This window comes from Glutamicibacter creatinolyticus (assembly GCF_006094275.1).
In the GTDB taxonomy this organism is placed as follows: domain Bacteria; phylum Actinomycetota; class Actinomycetes; order Actinomycetales; family Micrococcaceae; genus Glutamicibacter; species Glutamicibacter creatinolyticus.
Map to the genome: position 1 here is coordinate 2,928,163 of NZ_CP034412.1, position 20,671 is coordinate 2,948,833.

Sequence of the window (20,671 nt, forward strand, 5' to 3'; positions counted from 1 at the left end):
CCCCAAAAATTACACTTTGCCCTATCGATTCCCCTGCGACTGCTGCAGGTTCCGTGGGTCGCCATGGCATGGGGCAGTTAGCTACATGCTTCGTAGAAGTCAGTGAAACTGGGAATTTTTCCACCGTCGACCAGCGACGTTGCGAGCTGGGAACCGGAGGAGTTTACCGACTCAACAAGACATTGAATCGTGGACAGTTTGGAGCTCCAATAAGAGGAATTCCCTGCCCCTTCGAACTGATACGCGTCCTGCAACTGCTCCAGGACGTGTTCCCGGTAGAGGCACAACGCGTTCCGCAGTTCCTCCACTTGATCGTCATCAAAACGCAGGACTACCTGTGACTTACGCATTTCGGTTCTCCTTTGTCTCAGGGCTTGGGGTCAGCTCCGAAACTCGGAGCTGACCCCAAGCGGGACCAAACGGCAGAGCGCCTTTAACCGAAGATCGCTGGGGCAGGAATCATCACCACAGAGAGCTAACCGGCATCCACGGGGAAATGGCCTACTTCCTGCAAGGAATAGTCCAACAGGATCGTTTCTTCAACCCGGGATCTCTCTGGGAGCGCCCATACGATTCCGGCTTGTCGCCCACCTCAAGCCGAAGGATCGGCATTGCCTTCTAAGAGGTCAGCTCCTTTGAGCGATTACCCTTGGTGATGGCGATTCGCTTCGGCTTCGACTTCTCGGTGATCGGAATATCCAGGCGCAGCAGCCCGTCCTCGTAATGCGCGTGGATATTGTCCACATCGAGGTGATCACTGAGGATCAAGTCTCGACCGAACGCACCCCATGCCCTCTCCCGAACCAGCAACTGGTCATCAGTGGCTTGCTCTGGTCGAGTGGCGCGAATCTTCAGGACATTCCTTTCCACCGAGAGTTCAACAGCGTCCGGGTCAATCCCTGGAATCTCAAGCTCGGCATGGAAGCCTTGCTCATCCTTCCAGGCGTCCATCGGCATCAAATGTGCCCGGTCGAACCCCGGAGAACCATTGAACGCTTGTTTCACCATCCGATCAAACTCACGAAAGACGTCGTTGTCCAGCAGCATCACAGTTCTCCCTTCTCCTTTGGCTGTCTCCTTCCAGCTGCCCTAAAATCTATATCAGCTGGTACAGTTTTTATAACACCAACCACGAGTTCACGCAACCTAAAGGGAGGAAAAAATTTGGCACATAGACCACAAGCATCCGTAGTGCCAGAGAGGACATACTCGATCTCGGCGGCAGCGCAGTTGGCTGGCGCCGGTGTTCAGTCAGTGCGGCTATACGAAGCACGGGGGCTGGTGACACCCCGAAGAACTGCGGGCGGAACGCGGAAGTATTCGCCGGCGGATGTTGCCCGGATCGAAAGAATAGTCGTATTGCTCGATGCGGGACTGAATTTGGCCGGGATCGAGATGGTGTTACACCTCGAAGAAGAGAATCATAGGTTATGGTCAGCCCTCCATCCCATATCCCAAGAGCGAGGATGAACTAACGACGAACGCTGCCCAACCGGGCGACGAACCCCCAATTCCCCTTATCTTCAATACTCGCCGGCAAGCATCGCAGCAGAGTGCAGGCCGACCTTTAGTGCTGCTGCCTTTCCGGTCCGTGCCGGATGTGCCACACCTGCCTCTGGACTTCTCAGGGAATCATTTGTATCTTGTCGGCACAGACCAAAAAATCCGGGAGATCAGAGAGGTGCACCCCTAGCGAGGTTCCCAGAAGGCGTCGCCTGACTTCCGGCAATAATAGGTTCCAAACCTCAGCAGTCAGCCTCAGCACACGATGAGAGGGATGAGCGATATGACTTTCGAGCCCCTGCCTCCGGACACCGAAGTCTCCGAGGTGGATTTGGTCGACCAACGCCTAGAGGTGGATCCCGACATCGAAGATGAACAAATCCCTCCGCTGCACACAGCTAATGCACCTGTAAATGAGGCTGATTGGATTGACCAAAAGATCACCGTGCAGCTCGATGATCCCGGGGAAGAAGTTGTCTAGCCACCCCTCCCGTACCACGCTCGAAGCGGTTGGGGACCAGAAACTCAGGGCGAACGCATCATAACGGCGCCGTCGGCGAATACGGCACCCTCCATAGCTACGTGACGGCATCCAAATAAAACTTTGCAATCCCCGTAACGGCTTTGCAGTAATGGGTATCCAAACCGACGAACCAGCAACTGAAGTCGCTAGAGATCTGATGCACGGCGCCAATCTCTACAGCGGTGCTGGCTTTCCCACCGCTCCCTCCTACTAGGACCAAGCGAAGCGCCTTCTCGTCTTTTGCCACATCACCGAATTCAGAACAAACCGTACCGGGTTCTGTCGCGCAGGCAGTGTTCAAAGTAGCGTGGTGGCTAATCGACCAGGAGGACAGGGACCAACCATGAACCCAGCAGATGCACCATGGCAATGCGCAGGATGCGCAGTGGAGTTCGAACCCTCGCGCACCCTGCCCACCCATTGCCCCATTTGCGAAGACGAGCGCCAGTACATCCCCGGTGGCACTCAACGCTGGACCTGTTCCGAAACACTTGAGCGCGAGGGCCACCAGATCCAGGTGCGGGAGCTGGAGGAGGGTTTGACCGCCCTGCGGGCACCCGAGGTGGGAATCGGGCAAAGCGCACTGCTGATCCGTTCCGAAGACGGGAACCTGCTCTTTGACGTCCCCGGGATGATCAGTTCCCATGCAGTGGAGGTCATTCGGGAACTCGGTGGTATTGCGGCCATTGTGGCCAGCCACCCGCACATGTACGGCGTGCAGGTGCAGTACAGCCAAGCCTTTGATGATGCACCGATTTATGTGGCCGAGGCCGACAAGCAGTGGGTGCAGCGCAGCAGCGATGCCATCCGCTACTGGAGCGAGTCCTTTGAGGTGCTGCCGGGCATCCGGCTGCATCAAGTGGGCGGCCACTTCCCCGGAAGCACCGTGGCCGAGTGGGCCGCGGGAGCCCGGGGCGGTGGCGCGTTGCTGGCCGGGGACGCGGTCTTTCCCGTGGCCGATGGCAATGTCACCTTCCTGCGTAGCTATCCCAACCGGATCCCGCTCTCGGCGGCGGTGGTGCGGCGCATGGCCGCCCAACTGGACAGCCTGCGCTTTGACCGCCTCTACAATAATTTCGCCGCCTGCGTCCCGTCAGATGCCCACCGGGTCGTGCAGTTCTCCGCCGAACGCTACGCCAGGTGGGTTGGCGGAGACTACGACGAGCTGACCTAGCGGCATGGCGCGCTTATTTCCTGCGCGCCCTGACGATCTGCAGCACCTTTTCTTCGGCGTCTTCACCGGCCGGGATTCCGCCGGGAACCTTGACGAAGTACACGGCCCCAAGGACCCACCACAGCGCGAAGATCAGCCACGGCTCCCAGCTCAGTGAGGCGGGCATGCCGGGCATGTACAGGCTAAACAGCGCGGCGGTGAGCAGCACCGAGATCCAACCGATGACCTCGCCGAAGCGCCCCCGACCACCGATGCGCAAGGGCCGGCTCATGTTCGGCTCCCGGCGGCGCAGCAGCAGGAATGTCACGGAGACCAGGAAGTAGGCGATGATGATGCTCGGTGCCCCGGAATCCACGAGCCAGCCAAGCATTTCCGCACCGAAGAACGGGGCCAGAAGTGAAATGCCGCCAATGAATATCAACGCGTTGCTCGGAGTCTGATACTTGGGGTGGACCCTGGCAAACCATTGCGGCAGCATCCCGGAACGTGCCAGTGAGAAGACCAGCCGGGAGGCGCCCAGCAGCAGTGAGTTCCAGGAGGTCAGGATCCCCGCGATTCCGCCGGCGATCAGGATCTTCGCCATGATCTGGGAGTTAAACAGCGCGCCGAAGGCATCGGCAGTGGCGATGTCCGCGTTGGCCAGTTCGCTGGCGGGCATTGCCGATGACGTTGTCAGGACGACCATGATGTACCAAACGGTTGCCATGAGCACCGAAACCACCACCAGCTTGCCGATCTGCCGGGAGGGGATCTTCACTTCCTCCGCGGACTGCGGGATCACGTCAAAGCCGATGAAGAGGAACGGGACCGCCACCAGCACCGCGAAGAAGCCGGACATTCCGGGAGTGAACCAGGGTTCCATATTTGATGCTTCGCCGGAGGTCACCGAGCCGAAGATCATCATGGCGCCGACCGCCAGCAGGAAGAGCACTGTGAACGTCTGAACGACGCTGGCCTGCTTCACGCCGCGCACGTTGATCCAGGTGATGAAAAGCCCGGCCGCCACACCCACCAACGCCCAGGTCAGGTTCACTTCGAATCCGGCCACCGTCCATAGCGGAATCCGGCTCATGCCCGGGAAGATGTATTCCACGGTACGGGGGAAGGCAACCGCCTCGAACGCCACGATGGTCACGTATCCACCGGTGATGGCCCATGAACCGATGAAGGACGGGCGGGGGCCAAGTGCGCGGAGGATGAAGTTGTGTTCGCCCCCGGCCTTGGGCATCGATGCGGTTAGTTCCGCATAGGTCAGGCCCACCACGGCCATGATGCCGCCGCCGACCATGATGGCGACCATGGCACCCAGGGTTCCGGCGTTGGAAAGCCAGCCGCCGGTGAGGACGACCCACCCAAAACCGATCATGGCGCCAAAGCCCAGCGCCAGGGCATCCCAGTTCCCCAGGGTCTTGGCCAGGGTCGTATACCCGTGGGGTGATGTTGTATTCTGTGTCTTGCTCATCGACGCCTTCCTGCGTGATCTCCACCCTTCTCCGTTGAAGGGCCGCAGAAAATCCTGCCGGATGTGTCGGCGCCGGGACCGGCCAAGTGACGTGCATCAAACCACGAATCCGGCGAACGGCGTCAAACAAGCCGACGAACGGTTACCGCGTCATTCAGTACTACGTTCGATGACGGGCTGTGGCTGGCGCGGCGGCCTGAGGAACCAGGCTGCCGCCGCGGCCACCAGCTGCAGGCCCACCACGCACCCCACCAGGGCGGACCAGCCGAAGTGCATGAAGGGGATGCCCAGCAGCCACCCGAACAGCGAGGAGCCGATGTAGTAGCCCAGGTTGTAGAGGCTGGCAGCCTGCGCCCGGGTTTCCGGGGCCAACACCGGCACCCAGCCGCTGGCCACGGCGTGCGCGGCGAAGAACCCGGCGGTGAAGATCAGCATGCCAAGGATGATCACCCACAGAACCGCAGACAGGGTCAGCAGCAGCCCGGCCATCATCACCCCGGTGCCCAGCAGCAGTGAGGTGCGCCGGCCCACCCGGTTCACGATGCCGCCGCTGGCCATGGAGGACCAGGTCCCGGCAAGGTAGGCCAGGAACACCAGTGCGGCCAGCGCCGGGGGAATCATGAAGGGCGGGGCCTCCAGGCGGAACGCCAGATAATTGTAGGCGGCAACGAACCCGCCCATCAGCAGAAAGCCCTGAAGGTAGAGGATGGGGCGCCGCCCCTGCAGGCTGGCGCGAAAACGCCGCAGCACCGGGCGCAGGTGGACATCGGGCACGGGGGTGAAGCCCTGCGCCCGCGGTGCCTTGATAAAGAACACGATCATCGCCGCGGCCGCCAGCAGGCTGACCGCGGCAACGCCCCACCGCCAACCCAACGGCTGTGCGACCCAGGCGGCCAGCAGGCGGCCAACCAAGCCGCCGACCGTGGTGCCCGAAATGTAGATGCCGCTGGCGATGGCCACCGCCCGGGCGGAAAGCTCCTCGGCCAGATAGGCCAGGGTGGTGCCCGGAACCCCGGCGAGCGCCACGCCCTCCAGGAACCGGGCCGCCAACAACAGCTCCACGCTGGGGCTAACCGCCCCGGCCAGCCCCAGCACCACGGAGGAGACCAGCGCGATGCCGATAACCTGCCGACGACCCATCCGGTCCGAGGCAATCGCCCACGGGATCACCGCCAGGGCCAGGCCCAGGGTGGCGGCTGAAACGCTGAGCGCCGCCTGCGCCTCGCTGATGTTCAGGTTCCGGGACATCTCCGGCAGCAGGCCCTGCACCGAGTACAGCTGCGAGAAGGTGGCCAGGCCGCTGGCAAACAGCGCCAACAGCATCCCCCGGTAGCCGCGGCTGTGTGGTTCATGGCCGGTAAACGTGGCTTACACCCCCGCGGCGGGCAGCAGCGGGGCCAGCGTGTAGAGCACCAGCAGGGCCATCCCGTTGTTGGCCACGTGCAGCATGTAGGCGTAGGCCAGCGACTTGCCGGTGAGGATGTAGGCCAGGGACATCATCAGTCCCAGCATCAGGTACGGCAGGATTTCCACCACGGAGCCGATCCCCCCGCCATTGGCGAAGTGGATCGAGGCGAACAGGACCGTGGAGATCAGGGCACATACCCAGATGTTGACCTTGCGGGAGAGCTTGCCGATCAGCAGGTGCCGGAAAATGTACTCCTCCACAAACGGCCCGAACAGTGCCGTGGTCACGAACATCACCGGGAACGGCACCGACTGGGTCATATCCTGCAGGGCCTGCTGGTTCATGCTGGTCTGGGGACCGCCGAAGAACATGGTGATGAATGCGGAGATCATCACCGTCAGCAGCCAGCCGCCGGGCAGCATCAGCCATTTGAGCCACGGATAGTAGCGCATGGTGGCGAAGGATTCGAAGAACTGGGGCCCGCACTGGATCATGGCCAGGATGAAGAACACCGTGTACAGGATCATGTTCACCCCGAACAGCGCCGAGTCCTCATCCGGGAACGCGTGCATGTAGCCGGGGATCAGTGCGATCAGCATCGCCCCGCCGAGGATGAAGAACACAATGTACGCCGCGACGGTGAACAGGTCACCCTTCTTGACCGCCCCGGCCTCGAAGACGCGTTGCCGGCGCACCGGCGGCAACCCTGACTGGTGGTAATACGGCGGGGTGTGAGACATGCTCCTAGCCTATCGACCGGATCCGGTCGACGCCCGACCCCTTGCAGCGAATCGGCTGTGTCTCACATCCCAGCGTCTCCTCGGCCACTTTCGTGGGCCGTTTCCTGGGCGGCACGCCTTGGTCAACTTGCTGTTTCCAGTACCCGCCGCCGCGGATCGACAATCCACGAGCCAACCAGCCCCGCCGTGACGCCCAGCAGGTTTCCTCCGGCGCGTTCCCACAGCTGCTGGGAGCTGGTCCCGGGCGCGGCCAGATCCAGCATCAGCATGATCAGTGGGGTGAAGAAGCTCAGCGCCAGCCCGTAGTTGCGGGTCATGTACGCCTCGGTGGGGAACATCAGCAGGATTACCGCAATGCCCAGCGCCGGCTGGTTCAGGTGCAGTTCAAAGAGCACCAGCAGCACACCCAACCCGGCCACGGTTCCGGCGACGCGATGTGCCGCCCGGCGCACCCGGCCGCGCGCATTCCCGGCGGCCAGCGGCACCACGGCACCGGCCAGCACCCACTGCAGGTGTTCAAAGCCGAACAGGATCCCGGCCGCGCCCGCCAACAACACCACCAGCCCATAGCTTGAGGCGTGTCGTGCCGTGTACGTCCAGGTGGGAATCGGCACCGGAGCCTGCTGCCCGGAACACCGTCCCAGCTGACCCAGCAGCAGACTCACCAATACCGCCAGGGCGTACGCCGCCAGCCCGGCCAGGTCCGGTTGATCGTGTCCGGGCAATGTAGCCAGCGCGCCGAACGCGAACAGCGGGAAGAACGCCCCGTGCGGGCGCAGCGCGAACCGGTCGGCAATCACCAGGCTGGCCACCGCGCACCCCACGCTGACCAGCACCAGTGACCAGCTCCGCAATCCCAGGGGCGCGGCAAGAATTCCGCCGAACCCGGCACCCAAGAGCATTCCGCCAGCCAGCAGCTGGTCACGCAGCCGCTGGCCCCGGTGTGGGCTGCGACCGTACATCCCGGTCACCGAGCCAAAGACCGCGTAGATCATCAGGTCGGCCCGCCCCACCAACAGCAGGGTGGTGCCTGGAATGGCCAGTCCCATCCCCACGCGCAGCGCTGGTCGCAGATCTGGGGACCTCCGCCAGTTTCCTGGCCCAAGACGCCCGACACCGGCTGGCCCCCGGGATGAGGCGGGCAGCGTCATCGGCATAAAGCGCTTCTCACCGGTCTGCATGAGGCAAGCGTGCGGAAGTCGGTTCGCTGGACATCGAGATTCCCTCTCACGAAAAGGCTGGATGAAGGGCCGGGAAGGGCCCACTATCCAGAGTTCCGCAAGCTCTTGATTACGTCCAAGACTTATATTCAATGAATCAATAGGCAGCTCTTATAGACCTGTAGGAAACAGCAGAAAACGGCATCATGCGGGGAAGCGCCCGTGGAAGGCGCTATGAATACACTTCCCGTGCGGTGCGCAACAGGGCGCGGGACATCAGCGGCATCGGCTCACTGGCGGTCAGGACGAGGCTGATCTGCGGGGAGAGCTCCGGCTCGCTCAACGCTGTCATCCGGATTCCCGGCAACGGGCCCAGCGGGGCCAGCCATTGACGGGGCACGATGCTGGCCCACTGGCCGGTGGCCACATGGGAGAGCAGCGATACCACCGAATCGGTTTCGATGCGCGGTGAAGCGCTCATCCCGTGGCGTTCCAGCGCGGCATCCAATACCTGCCGTCCGCGCATCCTGGAATCGAGCAGGCACAGGGGCAGGTCCAGTGCCTGCCGCCACCCTGGGACCGCGGCTTCGGTGAGCATTCCCGGGCCGGTGATCAGCACGTGTTCCTCCGTGTACAGCGGGAGCACCACCAGATCCTGCGCATCCTCCGGTGCTGCGTAGATGATCCCGGCGTCCAGTTCGAAACCGCGCACCTGTTCAATGATGTGGGAGGAGTGCAGGCTGGTCTGCACCTGAATCGACACCCGCCGGTGGCTCGCGGCAAAGGGAGCGGTCAGTTCCACGACGGTGGAGCTGACCGCCGGCACGACGCCCAGGCGCAACCTTCCGCTCAGGGCCTCTTGCAGCCCCTCCACTTCCTGGCGCAATGCCTCATGGTCCAGCAGCATCCGCCGGGCCCACGGCAGCACCTTCTTCCCCTCCACAGTGAGCCCCTGGAAGGAGTGGCCGCGGCGCACCAGCGGTACGCCGAGTTCGGCCTCCAGTTTTCGGATTGCCTCGGACAACGCGGGCTGCGAGACGTAGCAGGCGGCGGCCGCGCGGGCGAAATGCTGTTCGCGGGCCAGCGCCACGAAGTATTCCAATTGCCGTAACATCACGCCCTTATTGCATCACGTGCCCGCCGCCAAAGGGCAGCTGGCGCTCGGGGACGGAAGCACTGGGGCGCCAGCCGCTGCTAGACCCCGGACGTGCGCGGGGTGCCTTCCACCGCGTCCACTGCCCGGATGAAGCCCAAATGGCTGAAGGCCTGCGGGAAGTTCCCGGCGAGCCGCCCGCCCGCCGAATCGTATTCCTCCGCAAAGAGCCCCAGGTCGGTGGCGAAGCCGGCCAGACGGTCCAGCAGCTGCCTGGCTTCGTCGCTGCGTCCGGAGCGGGCGTATTGTTCCACCAGCCAGAAGCTGCACATCAAGAACGAGTACTCGTTGCCCGGCAGCCCGTCCATGCCGGTTTGGGTGCGGTAGCGGCGCACCATGCCCGCCTCGTCAAGCAGGTCCGCCTCGATTTTCGCCACGGTGCCCAGCATCTTCGGGTCCTCGGGGTGCAGCAGCCCGGTATTGGGCAGCTGCAGCAGTGAGGCGTCGACTTCCTTGTTCGAATAGGTCTGGGTAAAGGAATTCAGCTCCGCGTCGTAGCCGCGTTCCATGATTTCTTCCCGCAGCCTCTCGCGCAGGTGCCGCCAGCGTTCCACCGGCCCGCTCAGCCCGTGCTCCTCCACCGCCCGCACCCCCTGGTCGAACGCGGCGAACATCATGGCCCTGCCGTGGGTGAAGAAGTCCGCGTTGCCGCGCATTTCCCAGATCCCGTGGCCCTTGCGTTCCATGTTGCGCTCCAGGAAGCTGAGCAGGTTGCGTTGCAGCGCCCAGGAGAACTCATCCTCCCCGTGCCCGGCATCACGCAGGGCCGCCAGGGCCAGCATCACCTCACCGACCACGTCGGACTGGTACTGCTCGAACGCGCCGTTGCCCACCCGCACCGGCCGGGACTGCTCATAGCCCTGCAGGTGGTCGAGCACTGATTCGGTCAGTTCGCGTTCCCCGGCGATCCCGTACATGATCTGGATATCGTCCGGGTCTCCGGCCACCGCACGCAGCAGCCAGTTGCGCCAGTGCAGCGCACCGTCGGTGAAATCGTGGGCCACCAGGGTGTCAATGGTCAGCGAGGCATCCCGCAGCCAGGTGTAGCGGTAGTCCCAGTTGCGTTGCCCACCGAACTCCTCGGGCAGCGAGGTGGTCGGGGCGGCCACGATCCCGCCGGTGGCCTGGTCGGTCAGGGCCCGCAGCACCATCAGCGAACGCAGCACCTGGTTGTCATAGCGGTCGGTGACCTGCACCCGGGCCGACCAGTCGCGCCAGTACCTGACGGTGGCCTGCAGCGCCTGTTCGGCATCCAGCGGCTTGGGCGGCTGCAGATGGGACTTGTGCCAGGTCAGTACCCAGTCCTGGGTCTGCCCGGCCTTCAGGGTGAACCGTCCGGTCAGCCGGTCCGGGACCGCGCCCTGGTAGTCGGTGGGCCGGCCCTGGCCACGGTCCGCGCTGTCCTGCCGCTCACGGCGTTCATGGCGCTGGTTCCAGGCATGGTCGGGCTCCAGCTGCGGACCGGTCAGCAGCAGCGCGTCCGGTCCGGCCACGGAGAGCAGGCCGGTGGCGCCCTCCTTGGTCAGCGTGACCTTCCGGGTCCAGGGTTTGGCGCGGTTGTAGTCGAAGCGGATGCGCAAGTCATGTTCGATCTCGGCCTCCCCTTCCAGGCAGGTGACCCTGCGGATGACGTCGGCCTGCTCGATGCTCGGCGGCATGAAGTCCAGCACTTCCAGCGTGCCGGTGGCAGTGCGCCAGATGGTTTCCAGGACAAAGGTGCGCGGCAGGTAGCGGCGGGAGACCACGCTTCCCTCCGGAGCCCAGAGCCGCCAGCGCCCGTCGGCGGCCGAACCGAGCAGGGCGGAGAACACGGCCGGCGAATCGAATCTGGGAAAACACAGCCAGTCAATGCTCCCGTCCCGGCTGAGCAGCAGCCCGGTGCGCAGGTCCGAAAGCAGCGCGTAGTCTTCCAGCGGCGTGGATCCAGTGTTCTCATTCTCGCTAGCCATGACCTCATTCAAACAAACTGGGCGATAGCGCGAAAGGGTACAGTTCCCTCTTCACAGGGAGTAGGGTGCGGGGCATGGACAGCATCAAGAATCTGGTAATTTTTGGCGCCACCGGCGATCTGGCATCCCGTCTGCTCCTCCCGGGCCTGGGCACCTTGCTGCGTGCCGACCCCGAGTGCCGGGTCACCGTCATCGGCGCCGACCGCAACGATGACGGCACCTGGAAGCAAACGGTGCAGCAGGCCTTTGACACTGTGGACAGCCACGGTCCCGCCGCCGAGCACACGCTGAACACCACCCGCTTCATCACCTGTGACGCCACCAGCGCGCAGGATCTGCAGTCCCTGCTTGATGGCCTGGAGGAACCGGCCTGCCTCTACTTTGCCCTGCCGCCCCAGGTGACCATGAAGTCCCTGGAGGTGCTGGACGGACTGCAGCTGCCCGAATCCCTGGTGCTGGCCCTGGAAAAGCCCATCGGCCACGACCTGGAGTCCGCCCGCAAGCTGAACCAGCTGGTGGCGCGGCTGGTTCCCGAGAAGCAGACGTTCCGGGTGGATCACTTCCTGAACCTGCCCGCGGTGCATTCCTTCGCCGGGCTGCGCTTCGCCAACCGGCTGCTGGAGCCGCTGCTGAGCCGGGAGCATGTGCAGTCCATCGAAATCACCTACGACGAGACGCTCGGGCTGGAGGGGCGCGCCGGGTTCTACGACTCCAGCGGTGCGTTCCGCGACATGATCCAGTCCCACCTGCTGCAGGTGATGTCCCTGGTGATGATGGAGCCACCGGCCCGCATTGACCATGTGGAGCTTCCGGCGCTGACCGCGCACGTGCTGCGCTCGGCCCGGTTGTGGGGCAAGGACCCGGCGTCCTCGGTGGTGCGCGGGCGGTACACGGCCGGCAGCGTGGGCGGCAAGGACCTTCCCGACTACGTGTCCGAACAGGGGGTGGACCCGGTAAAGAACACCGAAACCTTCGCCCAGGTGACCCTGGAAGTGGACAGCTGGCGCTGGAACGGTGTGCCGGTGACCCTGCGTTCGGGCAAGGCCATTGGCAAGCCGCGCAAGGAAATCACCATCAATTTCCGCCGCCCGCCCCACGAGTACCCACAGTTCCCCCACGACGGCCGGGTGCCGCCGAATGTGATGCGCCTGCGTCTGGACACCGGCCAACTGGAGTTCGAGATGAACGTGGGCGGCCCCTTCGCCGTGCAGGGCATGGAGCGGGTGACTTTCCAGACCGACACCTCGGCCCCCAGGCTTTCGGCGTACGGCAACGTGCTCAAGGGCATCCTGAGCGCCGATGCCACCTTCAGCGTGCGCGGGGACGCCTCCGAACAGGGCTGGAGGATTCTGGCGGACATCCAGAAGCTCTTCGATGACGGTTCGGTTCCGATGAGCGACTACGCCGCGGGCAGCCCAGGCCCCACGATCCCGCCGCTAAGCAGCAAATAAGACAGCACATGCATGACGGCGGATCCAGTTCGCCTCAGGATTTGGATCCGCCGTTATGAGTGCGAGTAGTCTGGCTACTGCACCACTTGGCTCAGCGCGGTATTGCTTGCAATCTGTGCACTCATGGACTTGGTCATGAGGCTCATCATGTCGAAGACCACGGTTGCTGCAGCCAAGGACGTAACATCTGCATGATCATACGCGGGAGCAACTTCGACAACGTCGGCCCCAACTATATTGATGCCGTCAAGTCCTCGCAGTAGACGAAGAAGTTCCCTCGAGTGCAGCCCACCCATCTCTGGAGTACCAGTGCCTGGGGCGAATGCAGGATCCAGCACATCAATGTCAACAGAAAGATATACCGGGGTGTCCCCCAAGCGTTGACGGACTCGTTCAATCGCCGATTCAACGCCGATACTGTCTATATCTGTGGCCCGGATGATTTGGAATCCGAATTCGTGATCCCTCAAAAAATCATCCTGATCATAAACCGGACCGCGAATGCCGATGTGCATCGACTTATCCTCCAGCAACAGCCCTTCTTCGAAGGCCCGACGGAACATGGTTCCGTGGGTGATCGGCTCTTCGAAGTAGGTATCCCAGGTATCCAAATGCGCGTCAAAATGCAGCAGCGCCACCGGCCCGTGTACTTCGGATACTGCCCGAAGCATTGGCAATGCGATCGTATGATCACCACCTATAGCAATTACGCGTTTGGCCGCATCGAGCAAAGGCCTCACCTGTGACTGGATCTGCGACACTGCCTTGCCGATATTGTAGGGCGTGCACGCTACGTCGCCCGCGTCTACGACCTGCATTTCCCTCACGGGTGTGACATCAAGTTCAACGTGGTACCCCGGACGAAGTAGACGTGATGCTTCACGCACGGCTGATGGGCCGAACCGCGCGCCTGGACGGAAGGACGTCCCTGTATCAAAAGGAACCCCCAGGATGGCGATGTCGTAATCCGGCACCTGACCGATTTGTGGGAGCCGGGCGAAAGTACCCAGACCGGCATACCGTGGAACTTCAGTTGCTTCTACAGGTCCCACCGGAACATGCGTGCTCATGTAGAGATCTCCTTGTCGTATCTGTTGGGCGTTTGTTGTTGGGGTTTCAAAGTTCTGCCGACTTAGCCGGCACGACTTGCTGGTTGGTTTCGGAATGAGAGCTCGTGTAGCCGGTCGTTTCACTCAATGAGCGGTTTGCCGTTTCAGGCGCCAAGAACAGAGTTCCTAGGAAGCCTACGAGCGAGACCAGTGCACCGATCAGCAGTGCCCCGGCAGCCCCGAAGGTGATAATTGCTAATGGCATTAGGTAAGTGCTCACAGCCGAGCCAATACGGCTTATGGCCGTCCCGAACCCGACTGCCGTGGCACGAATTTCCGTTGGAAATAGTTCGTTGGGGTATACCACCTCGAGAAAGCTGGAAGCGCCAGAGGCCAGAGCGAAAATGGCCAATGCTGTGAACAGTACGTTCGCAGTTACGCCGGGTATAAACACCGGGGCACCTAGAGCGAGCACAATGATGGCGAATGTCCACAACAGCAGCTTGCGTCTCCCGATCTTCTCCACGAGCCACAGACCTGGGATCCCACCGATAACGAATAAGAGCGAAATCAACAAGGATCCGCCATAGAGGTTCGCATCACCAGTCAGTCCGAATGAAGTTAAAAGTTCTGGCGCAAAGGTGTAAACGGCGAAAAGTGGGATCACCTGAGCCGTCCAGAAGATCGCTACGAACAGCGTGCGCTTGAAGAACTTCCTGTTGAAGATGTCCGTAAAACGAGCCGTGATTGAAGTTTCCGCGCTATTTTCGCCAAGCGATTCGATGTCATAAGCCGGCCCAAAAACCTTCTTGATGACGTCTCGTGCCTCGTTTACTTTTCCCCGAGACAGGAGCCAACGGGGAGACTCAGGCGTACCCAGCCGACATAGAAGCGTGATAATGGCGAAGATAGCCGGACTGGCCAACATGTACCGCCACGCTTCTGGGCCTACGTCTTTGAGAAGGAAACCAACCGCGAAGGCGGCAGCAGCTCCGACTGCCCATACGACAAAGGTCGCACCGAGCAGCCTGCCCCGAACCTTCCGAGGAAGAAACTCCGTCAGGAGAGAAGTGGCAATTGGGTAATCAGCACCGATTGCCACACCCAGCAAGAACCGCCAAAGCACCAATTGCCATATGTCCGTCGAAAATGCGCTGAGAATAGAAAAAGCGGCTAGCGCAATAAGGTCCAAAATGTACATCGTGTGACGGCCGACCTTGTCGGTCACCCAGCCGAAGATGCCGCCTCCAAAGAAGATGCCGATAAGGCTCGCTGCGCCGACCAAGCCAATCTCTGCAGGCTTGAGTCCTAACGCCGGTGTCATGGTGATAAAGGCAAGACCAATGATCGACAAAGCGTAGCCGTCAATGAATGGACCGCCCGAGGAGAACACCGTGAGTTTTACATGGAACTTGCTCAACGGTGCGTCATCGATGAGATTCGTACCTGTGCTCATCGCGATACCTGCCTTAATGAGGGAAACCAAGGGAAGTGATGAACTTGCACCTCCACTATGAGTGAGCTAGATCACGACACTCAATAGACATATGTGTACAATCGCATCGCCTAGATATACCGGTGTATGAAATGACCATTGCGACCAGGAGATCCACGAGGAACCAAAATGCCAATGACTGTTCGAGAGCTCTTAGATGAACCCCATTTGGGTCTGCGCTTAATTGCTGGCGAAGCAGGAGTAGAACAACCGATTACCTGGTCTCACACGTCTGATCTGCCGAATTTGTGGGAATGGGTATCCGAGGGAGTACTGCTGTTGACAAATGGGCTTTCGATTCCAGAATCAGCTGAAGGGCAAGTGACTCTAGCAGAGCGGCTGGTTTCATCGGGGGCCGTGGGATTGGCTGTCGGCGACGAAATGCACGCCCCGAAATTCACCGAGGCCTTCTTGAATGCATGCAGCGAACTTCCACTGCCCCTACTCGCCGTTCCTTACCCGCTTCCTTTTATTGCCATCTCTCGCTCAATCGCCGAAGCCTTGCTAATCGAAGAATCACGCCGAATTAAGCAAACGGCGCGGCTTTACGACATTCTGCGTCGCTCGAGTACACCCGGCAACGCGTGGGACATCTTGTTGCACGATCTTTCTACTGAACTGGGTTCCTACCTATTTGTCATCGACGACTATTGTTTGCATCCGTGGAACCATACGGACCCGATACCGGATGCGACAACCCAAATTGGCATCCTTCGCGCCCGTCAGGAAGCTGGTACAACATCGCGTCACTTTCATTGGACTAAGCACGACGGGCGCTCGATCCTCCTGATGGACATCCCTACACACGCCAACGCCTTGCTCGCAGTGGCTCCCCACTCCGAGCATCCCCATCCTGACGGAGTCGTACTGCTGCATGCAGCCACAATTATTGGGCTTGCCATGTCACAACAAGCTCTCTACATCACAGAAAATCAACGGACCGCTGAAACCTTGTTCTCACAAGTAGTCCTTGGTGGAAGTTCTGAAACAATTGGTTCCCGCTACGGTTTAGTGAGCGATGACATCCGGGTTGTCTGCTACCAACCTCCCGCTGAAGGCGCCCCCGGTGATTACGCTCAACGCCTGCGTCGCCACGGGGTTCCGACAATCGCTACCGTTCTTCACGGAACTGCGTATCTACTAGTTGCCGCCGATAGCTCTCTTGCAACCATCAGACATATTTTAGGCCCTGAAGCTGTAGGCGGAATCAGTTCAAGTATGGATAAATTTCAAATATCGCGTGCGGTACTTGAGGCACGCTGGGCATGCGGTAAAGCAAAGCAAGAATCAGCGGGACTTCTTCAATATTCCGAAGACGAATCATGGCTGGGTTTCGCCAGCCTTCAAGAAGGCGAACAATTGGTATCCCGGATGCTCGCGCCACTTCTTGAATACGACCAGCGCACAGGATCGGACCTGACCGGCACGTTGAGACTGTACCTACGCCTACAACGCTCGGCGCAAAGAGTTGCCACGACAACTTTTACCCACCGACAGACAGTGATTTCACGTCTAAAAAAGATTGGAAACCTCATCGATTCAGATCTATCTGAAACCCATGTTCTTGCGGTGCTATGGCTAGCTCTGCAGTTTCACGACGCGTTGTCCCCGGCGCAGGGGAATGCGCCGGGGCAATTCAGCGAATAGCTATTTCCCCGTGTATTCGAAGTGCCAGGCCTCGGCGTAGGGGTTCTTGGAACCATCCGACCGGTACTCCTCCAGGTTCTTGCGGTGGGTCCAGTTGTACTTGTGGGAGTTGGCTTTCAGCCACTTGTAGTACTTGCCGCGGAAGGAGTAGTCGTAGGTTTCGGGCACATCGATGGCAAGGCCCCAACCGTGGTTTGAGGTTCCGGGCTTCGCCGCAATGTAGGAACCCAGCTCGGCGTAGAGGTATTTCTGGGTATCCAGCGTCCGGTAGGCCAGGTCGATGTCCAGGTTCTTCCCGAACTGCTTCTTGAAGGCGGTGTTCAGCCGGGTCAGGTCCTTCACGGCCGGTGCGGCGATGAGGGTTTTCTCCTTGTCCCACGGCACTGCGGCCAGCATGGAGCTGGAAACCTTGCCGTTGGACTGTCTGAGCACCTGGGCGCGGGTGTATCCCTTCGAATTGGTGGTGCCCGCGTTGCTGCTGCGCTTCAGGTCGCTGGCCTTCATCCAGCCGTTCAGCCCCTGGGTGCGCACGAAGTACCAGCCGGCCACCTGCCCGCCTTCCTTCTCCCACTTCAGGTCCCGGTAGACGATGGAGTTCTTTGGAATATCCCCCACCCTCCGGGTCCCGCCGACGGCGGCATAGAGGTCGGTGCCGTTGGCCTTGGTGAAATACCGGTCGCTCAGCCCGGCCCGGTTGGTGGTGTAGTCGCCGGTATCGACCTGGCATCCCTTGGAGCAGGTCTTGACGTACTTGTTCGACACCCAGCCGGTCTTGTTCTTGTAGCTGATCTTGTACCAGCCGTTTGCGGCCCGTTCGGTCGCCTTGGCGACACTGTTCTTCGGCAGGGTACCCACTGAGGCGTGCCCGGTGCTGCTGCCCTTGCGGATATTCACGTTCGCGCTCGCCGTCACCCACAGTTTCACCGTGCTGGTGCCCTTGGGGGCCGGCTGCTTGGGCGCGGTGCTCGCTGCGACCGTGGTGTACTTGTTCGAGATCCAGCCCGTCTTGCCCGCATAGCTGACCTTGTACCAGCCGTTGGAGGCGGTCGCCGAAACGTTGACCGTCTTGCCCTTGGGAATGGTTCGGACCACCTTGTGCTTGGTGCTTGAACCGGCGCGCAGGTTCAGGTTGGCGGTGGTCGTGACCTTGGTGACGACCTTCTTGGCCGCGGCCGGGGCGGCAGCCAGGTGCGGTGTGGAGAGCGCCGGAACACCGGAGGCCGGGGCGGTGAAGCCGGCCGCCGCGGTGGCGGCGGTGGCGCCGCCGGCAAGGGCAACCGCCAGGGCGCCGGCGCTCAGGGCGCGCAGTACGCGCGTACGGGGAACAGGCATGGGGTGGGCCTTTCGTGGACACGAGGATGATAAAGCGACATGGTGCGCAGGCGAAGGCAGCACCCTCGGGGAACATGTTCTGTTTGAACAGTAGTGTCCCCTGTCCCAAAAGGTGAATTGCATCCAGTCATTTCAGAGTCTGCGCCCGTTTCCCGCACGCCCCCTGGCAGACTCCGGACAGTGCAAAGGGGCGCAAACACCCTGGTGGTGTCCGCGCCCCTTTATTCCGCCGCTAACCCGCGACTACTTCTTTTCCAGCAGCCGCTGGACGCGGGGCTTCACCTCGGTGGCCAGCAGCTCGATGGATTCGAGCAGCTGCTCCTGTGGGATGCCGCCGACGTCCATCTGCAGGAAGTGCCGCATGTGGCCCAGGTAACCGTGCAGGTGCACGATGCGTTCGGCCACTTCGTCCGGGTCACCGACGTAGTAGGCGCCCGGTGCCTCGGCCTGGATGTCGTAGGCCCGCTTGTCCGGAGCCGGCCAGCCGCGCAGGCGCCCCATTTCCAGGTTCAGGTTGTACCAGCCCGGGTAGAAGCGCTCCAACGCCTCCTTCTTGGTCGGGGCGATCAGGCCCATGGCCGCCACGGAGACCTTCAGGGTTTCCGGTGCGTGCCCGGAGGCGGCACCGGCCTTGCGGTACAGGTCCGCCAACGGGGCGAAGCGGTGCGGTGCCCCGCCGATGATGGCGTAGGACACCGGCAGGCCCAGCTGGCCGGCGCGGGCCGAGGAGCTCGCGTTGCCGCCGGTCGCCAGCCAGATCGGCAGCTTGCCTTGGGCCGGACGCGGCACCACGGCCAGGTCGTTCAGGGCCGGGCGCTTGTTCCCGGACCAGGTGACCTCCGGTGCCTGCGAATCATTGATGGTCATCAGCAGATCCAGCTTGTTGGCGTAGAGCTCGTCATACTCCTCCAGGTCATAGCCGAACAGCGGGAAGGTTTCCACCGAGGAGCCGCGGCCCGCGGTGATCTCCACACGGCCGCCGCCGGAGATGATGTCAGCGGTGGCGAACTGCTGGTAGATCCGCACCGGGTCATCGGTGCTGATGATGCTCGCCGCGCTGCCGAGCTTGATCTGCTCGGTGGCTGCGGCGGCCGCCGCGATGATGGCTCCGGGCGAGGAGGCCGGCATGCTGGTGGTGTGGTGCTCCCCCACCCCGAAGTAGTCCAGCCCGCTGCGGTCGGCCAACTTGATGGCCTCGAACAGGTTGGTGATGGCTTCCGAGGTGCTGCGCAGTGAATCGTCAGCGTTGCGCTGGGTGTCGCCGAAGCTGTAGGCGCCGAGTTCCATGTCGTAGGTTCCTTGTCTTGGTGGGTAGCGGTGATGTGGTTAGCGGGAGACGCGGGCAGCGTTGAGCTGCTCTTCCATTTCCGCCGCGGTGAAGCGTCCATTGAAGATCGGCGTTCCGGGTTCGAACAGCCGCCCGGAGCGCAGGTCCCCGGCGATCACCGGGGCGAAGCCGACGCTGCTGATGAACTCGGCGACCTCCTGGACGGCCCGGGGGTCATCCCCGGCCAGGGCCAGGGCGCGGGCCTCGCCGTCCCCGGCTCCCCCGGCTTCCGGCTCCATGTCGTGGTAGCCGATGTGGTTGAAGGACTTCACCAGGTTGGCTCCGGCCAGGTGCTGGGCGATGACCTCGCTGGAGGACTGGGTGGGGTCCTCGAATTCGGCGATCTCCCCGTCGGTGCCCGACCAGTAGTTCATGACGTCAATGACGGTCTTGTCCTGCAGCAGCGCCGGGTCCACGGTGCGGTACTTGTGCAGGGGCACGGCGACCACGATCATTTCCGCGTCGGCCAGGTCGCTGGCATTGACGGCCTCAGCGCCCGGGGTGACGATGTCCACGATCAGGCTGATCTCGCTGGCGGGCTTGGAGGTCGCGATCTTGACCCGGTAGCCGGCGTCCAGGGCCAGGCGGGCCACGGCGGTGCCGACCCGGCCGGCACCCAGAATCCCCACGGTCTTCTGGTCGCGCTGCTGAACTGAATCCATCTGACACACCCTTCAATTATGTTGTAGTACAGACTATATTGATTACAGAACATCTATGCAAGCGCATATATTCCGATAGAATGGATGACATGAACACCGCACCGGACACCGTCACCGCTCCAGCCGCCGCCAGCACCCCCAATCCCGGGGACCTGGCCTGGCATATGGGCATGATCCTGCGCGGGCACCAGTCACGGTTCGCCGAGGCGGTCGCCGGGATCCCCTGTGGGGTGCGCGGCTTCCAGCTGCTGTCCACGGTGGTGCACCATGACCCGGCCAACCAGCAGGCGCTCGGTGGGCACCTGGGAATTGACCGCACCGTGCTGACCTACCTCATTGACGACCTCGTGCAGGCAAACCTGGTCGAACGCATCCCCGCCCCCTCCGACCGGCGGGCGCGCAAGATTATCGCCACCGCGCAGGGGCTGGAAACCCTGAAGCGGCTCGAGGGCAAGGTCGCGCAGGCGGAGCAGGAACTGCTCGCCCAGCTCGATGAGAGTGAAAGCCGCCAGCTGCAGGAGCTGCTGGCCAAGCTCTCCCTGACGGTGCGCAACCTGCAGCCGGGCACCAACCCCTGCGATGCCGTGGAACAGCTGGGCTAGGAGCCAACACCCAAAAGACCCCGGGAACCGGCGG

General features: G+C 62.0%; 19 protein-coding genes. 6 read left to right on the forward strand and 13 right to left on the reverse strand.

Going from position 1 to position 20,671, the window contains the following annotated elements; translation table 11 throughout:
* Positions 1–77: 77 nt before the first annotated feature.
* A complete protein-coding gene (locus GcLGCM259_RS13460) occupies positions 78–350 on the reverse strand; it encodes a hypothetical protein (protein ID WP_138926924.1) in 273 nt (90 codons plus the stop codon).
* A gap of 268 nt (positions 351–618) precedes the next feature.
* Complete coding sequence (locus GcLGCM259_RS13465; RefSeq protein ID WP_246049611.1) at positions 619–1,047, reverse strand: Hsp20/alpha crystallin family protein; 429 nt, start codon at positions 1,045–1,047, stop codon at positions 619–621.
* Between GcLGCM259_RS13465 and GcLGCM259_RS13470 the strand changes: the two genes are divergently transcribed.
* The 3 genes from GcLGCM259_RS13470 to GcLGCM259_RS13480 all read left to right on the forward strand — a co-directional run bounded on the left by GcLGCM259_RS13470 (position 961) and on the right by GcLGCM259_RS13480 (position 3,200).
* On the forward strand, positions 961–1,470 hold the full coding sequence (locus GcLGCM259_RS13470) for a MerR family transcriptional regulator (protein ID WP_138926925.1): 510 nt from the start codon (positions 961–963) through the stop codon (positions 1,468–1,470). The genes GcLGCM259_RS13465 and GcLGCM259_RS13470 overlap by 87 nt on opposite strands.
* Positions 1,471–1,777: 307 nt before the next feature.
* Entirely contained in the window at positions 1,778–1,984 is a 207-nt protein-coding gene (locus tag GcLGCM259_RS13475; protein ID WP_138175488.1) for an Rv3202a family protein, read from the forward strand.
* A 427-nt stretch (positions 1,985–2,411) separates the two neighbouring features.
* Positions 2,412–3,200, forward strand: a complete 789-nt coding sequence (locus tag GcLGCM259_RS13480) for an MBL fold metallo-hydrolase (protein ID WP_246049613.1) — start codon at positions 2,412–2,414, stop codon at positions 3,198–3,200.
* 13 nt (positions 3,201–3,213) lie between these two features.
* On the opposite strand, the gene GcLGCM259_RS13485 is transcribed toward GcLGCM259_RS13480, so the two are convergent.
* The 6 genes from GcLGCM259_RS13485 to GcLGCM259_RS13510 all read right to left on the reverse strand — a co-directional run bounded on the left by GcLGCM259_RS13485 (position 3,214) and on the right by GcLGCM259_RS13510 (position 11,072).
* Positions 3,214–4,662 (reverse strand): APC family permease, encoded by a 1,449-nt coding sequence (locus tag GcLGCM259_RS13485; RefSeq protein WP_138926927.1) that lies wholly within the window; start codon positions 4,660–4,662, stop codon positions 3,214–3,216.
* 150 nt (positions 4,663–4,812) lie between these two features.
* Positions 4,813–5,985: an MFS transporter gene (locus tag GcLGCM259_RS13490; protein ID WP_138926928.1), complete on the reverse strand. Its 1,173-nt coding sequence runs from the start codon at positions 5,983–5,985 to the stop codon at positions 4,813–4,815.
* Positions 5,986–6,030: 45 nt separating this feature from the next.
* Positions 6,031–6,810 carry a CPBP family intramembrane glutamic endopeptidase gene (locus GcLGCM259_RS13495; RefSeq protein ID WP_138926929.1) on the reverse strand — a complete coding sequence of 260 codons (780 nt, stop codon included), beginning with the start codon at positions 6,808–6,810 and terminating at the stop codon, positions 6,031–6,033.
* A 122-nt stretch (positions 6,811–6,932) separates the two neighbouring features.
* Positions 6,933–7,859: an FUSC family protein gene (locus GcLGCM259_RS13500; RefSeq protein ID WP_175419440.1), complete on the reverse strand. Its 927-nt coding sequence runs from the start codon at positions 7,857–7,859 to the stop codon at positions 6,933–6,935.
* Positions 7,860–8,202: 343 nt separating this feature from the next.
* Positions 8,203–9,084: a LysR family transcriptional regulator gene (locus tag GcLGCM259_RS13505; protein ID WP_246049897.1), complete on the reverse strand. Its 882-nt coding sequence runs from the start codon at positions 9,082–9,084 to the stop codon at positions 8,203–8,205.
* 80 nt (positions 9,085–9,164) lie between these two features.
* Positions 9,165–11,072, reverse strand: a complete 1,908-nt coding sequence (locus GcLGCM259_RS13510; protein WP_138926932.1) for a glycoside hydrolase family 15 protein — start codon at positions 11,070–11,072, stop codon at positions 9,165–9,167.
* Positions 11,073–11,146: 74 nt separating this feature from the next.
* Between GcLGCM259_RS13510 and GcLGCM259_RS13515 the strand changes: the two genes are divergently transcribed.
* Entirely contained in the window at positions 11,147–12,523 is a 1,377-nt protein-coding gene (locus GcLGCM259_RS13515; RefSeq protein ID WP_138926933.1) for a glucose-6-phosphate dehydrogenase, read from the forward strand.
* 74 nt (positions 12,524–12,597) lie between these two features.
* Here the strand turns inward: GcLGCM259_RS13515 and speB are convergent, their stop codons facing one another.
* Positions 12,598–13,593 carry an agmatinase gene (speB, locus tag GcLGCM259_RS13520; RefSeq protein ID WP_138926934.1) on the reverse strand — a complete coding sequence of 332 codons (996 nt, stop codon included), beginning with the start codon at positions 13,591–13,593 and terminating at the stop codon, positions 12,598–12,600.
* A 46-nt stretch (positions 13,594–13,639) separates the two neighbouring features.
* Positions 13,640–15,028 carry an MFS transporter gene (locus tag GcLGCM259_RS13525; RefSeq protein ID WP_138926935.1) on the reverse strand — a complete coding sequence of 463 codons (1,389 nt, stop codon included), beginning with the start codon at positions 15,026–15,028 and terminating at the stop codon, positions 13,640–13,642.
* A gap of 174 nt (positions 15,029–15,202) precedes the next feature.
* On the opposite strand from GcLGCM259_RS13525, the gene GcLGCM259_RS13530 reads away from it, so the two are divergent.
* Positions 15,203–16,714, forward strand: a complete 1,512-nt coding sequence (locus tag GcLGCM259_RS13530; protein ID WP_175419441.1) for a PucR family transcriptional regulator — start codon at positions 15,203–15,205, stop codon at positions 16,712–16,714.
* Here the strand turns inward: GcLGCM259_RS13530 and GcLGCM259_RS13535 are convergent, their stop codons facing one another.
* From GcLGCM259_RS13535 to GcLGCM259_RS13545, 3 genes are all read right to left on the reverse strand, one after another.
* Complete coding sequence (locus tag GcLGCM259_RS13535; protein ID WP_138926937.1) at positions 16,715–18,046, reverse strand: SH3 domain-containing protein; 1,332 nt, start codon at positions 18,044–18,046, stop codon at positions 16,715–16,717. It abuts the gene before it with no gap.
* A 243-nt stretch (positions 18,047–18,289) separates the two neighbouring features.
* Positions 18,290–19,333 (reverse strand): LLM class flavin-dependent oxidoreductase, encoded by a 1,044-nt coding sequence (locus GcLGCM259_RS13540; protein ID WP_138175457.1) that lies wholly within the window; start codon positions 19,331–19,333, stop codon positions 18,290–18,292.
* A gap of 39 nt (positions 19,334–19,372) precedes the next feature.
* Entirely contained in the window at positions 19,373–20,035 is a 663-nt protein-coding gene (locus tag GcLGCM259_RS13545; RefSeq protein WP_138926938.1) for an NADPH-dependent F420 reductase, read from the reverse strand.
* Between the two features lie 89 nt (positions 20,036–20,124).
* On the opposite strand from GcLGCM259_RS13545, the gene GcLGCM259_RS13550 reads away from it, so the two are divergent.
* A complete protein-coding gene (locus GcLGCM259_RS13550) occupies positions 20,125–20,637 on the forward strand; it encodes a MarR family winged helix-turn-helix transcriptional regulator (RefSeq protein WP_175419442.1) in 513 nt (170 codons plus the stop codon).
* Positions 20,638–20,671: the final 34 nt, after the last annotated feature.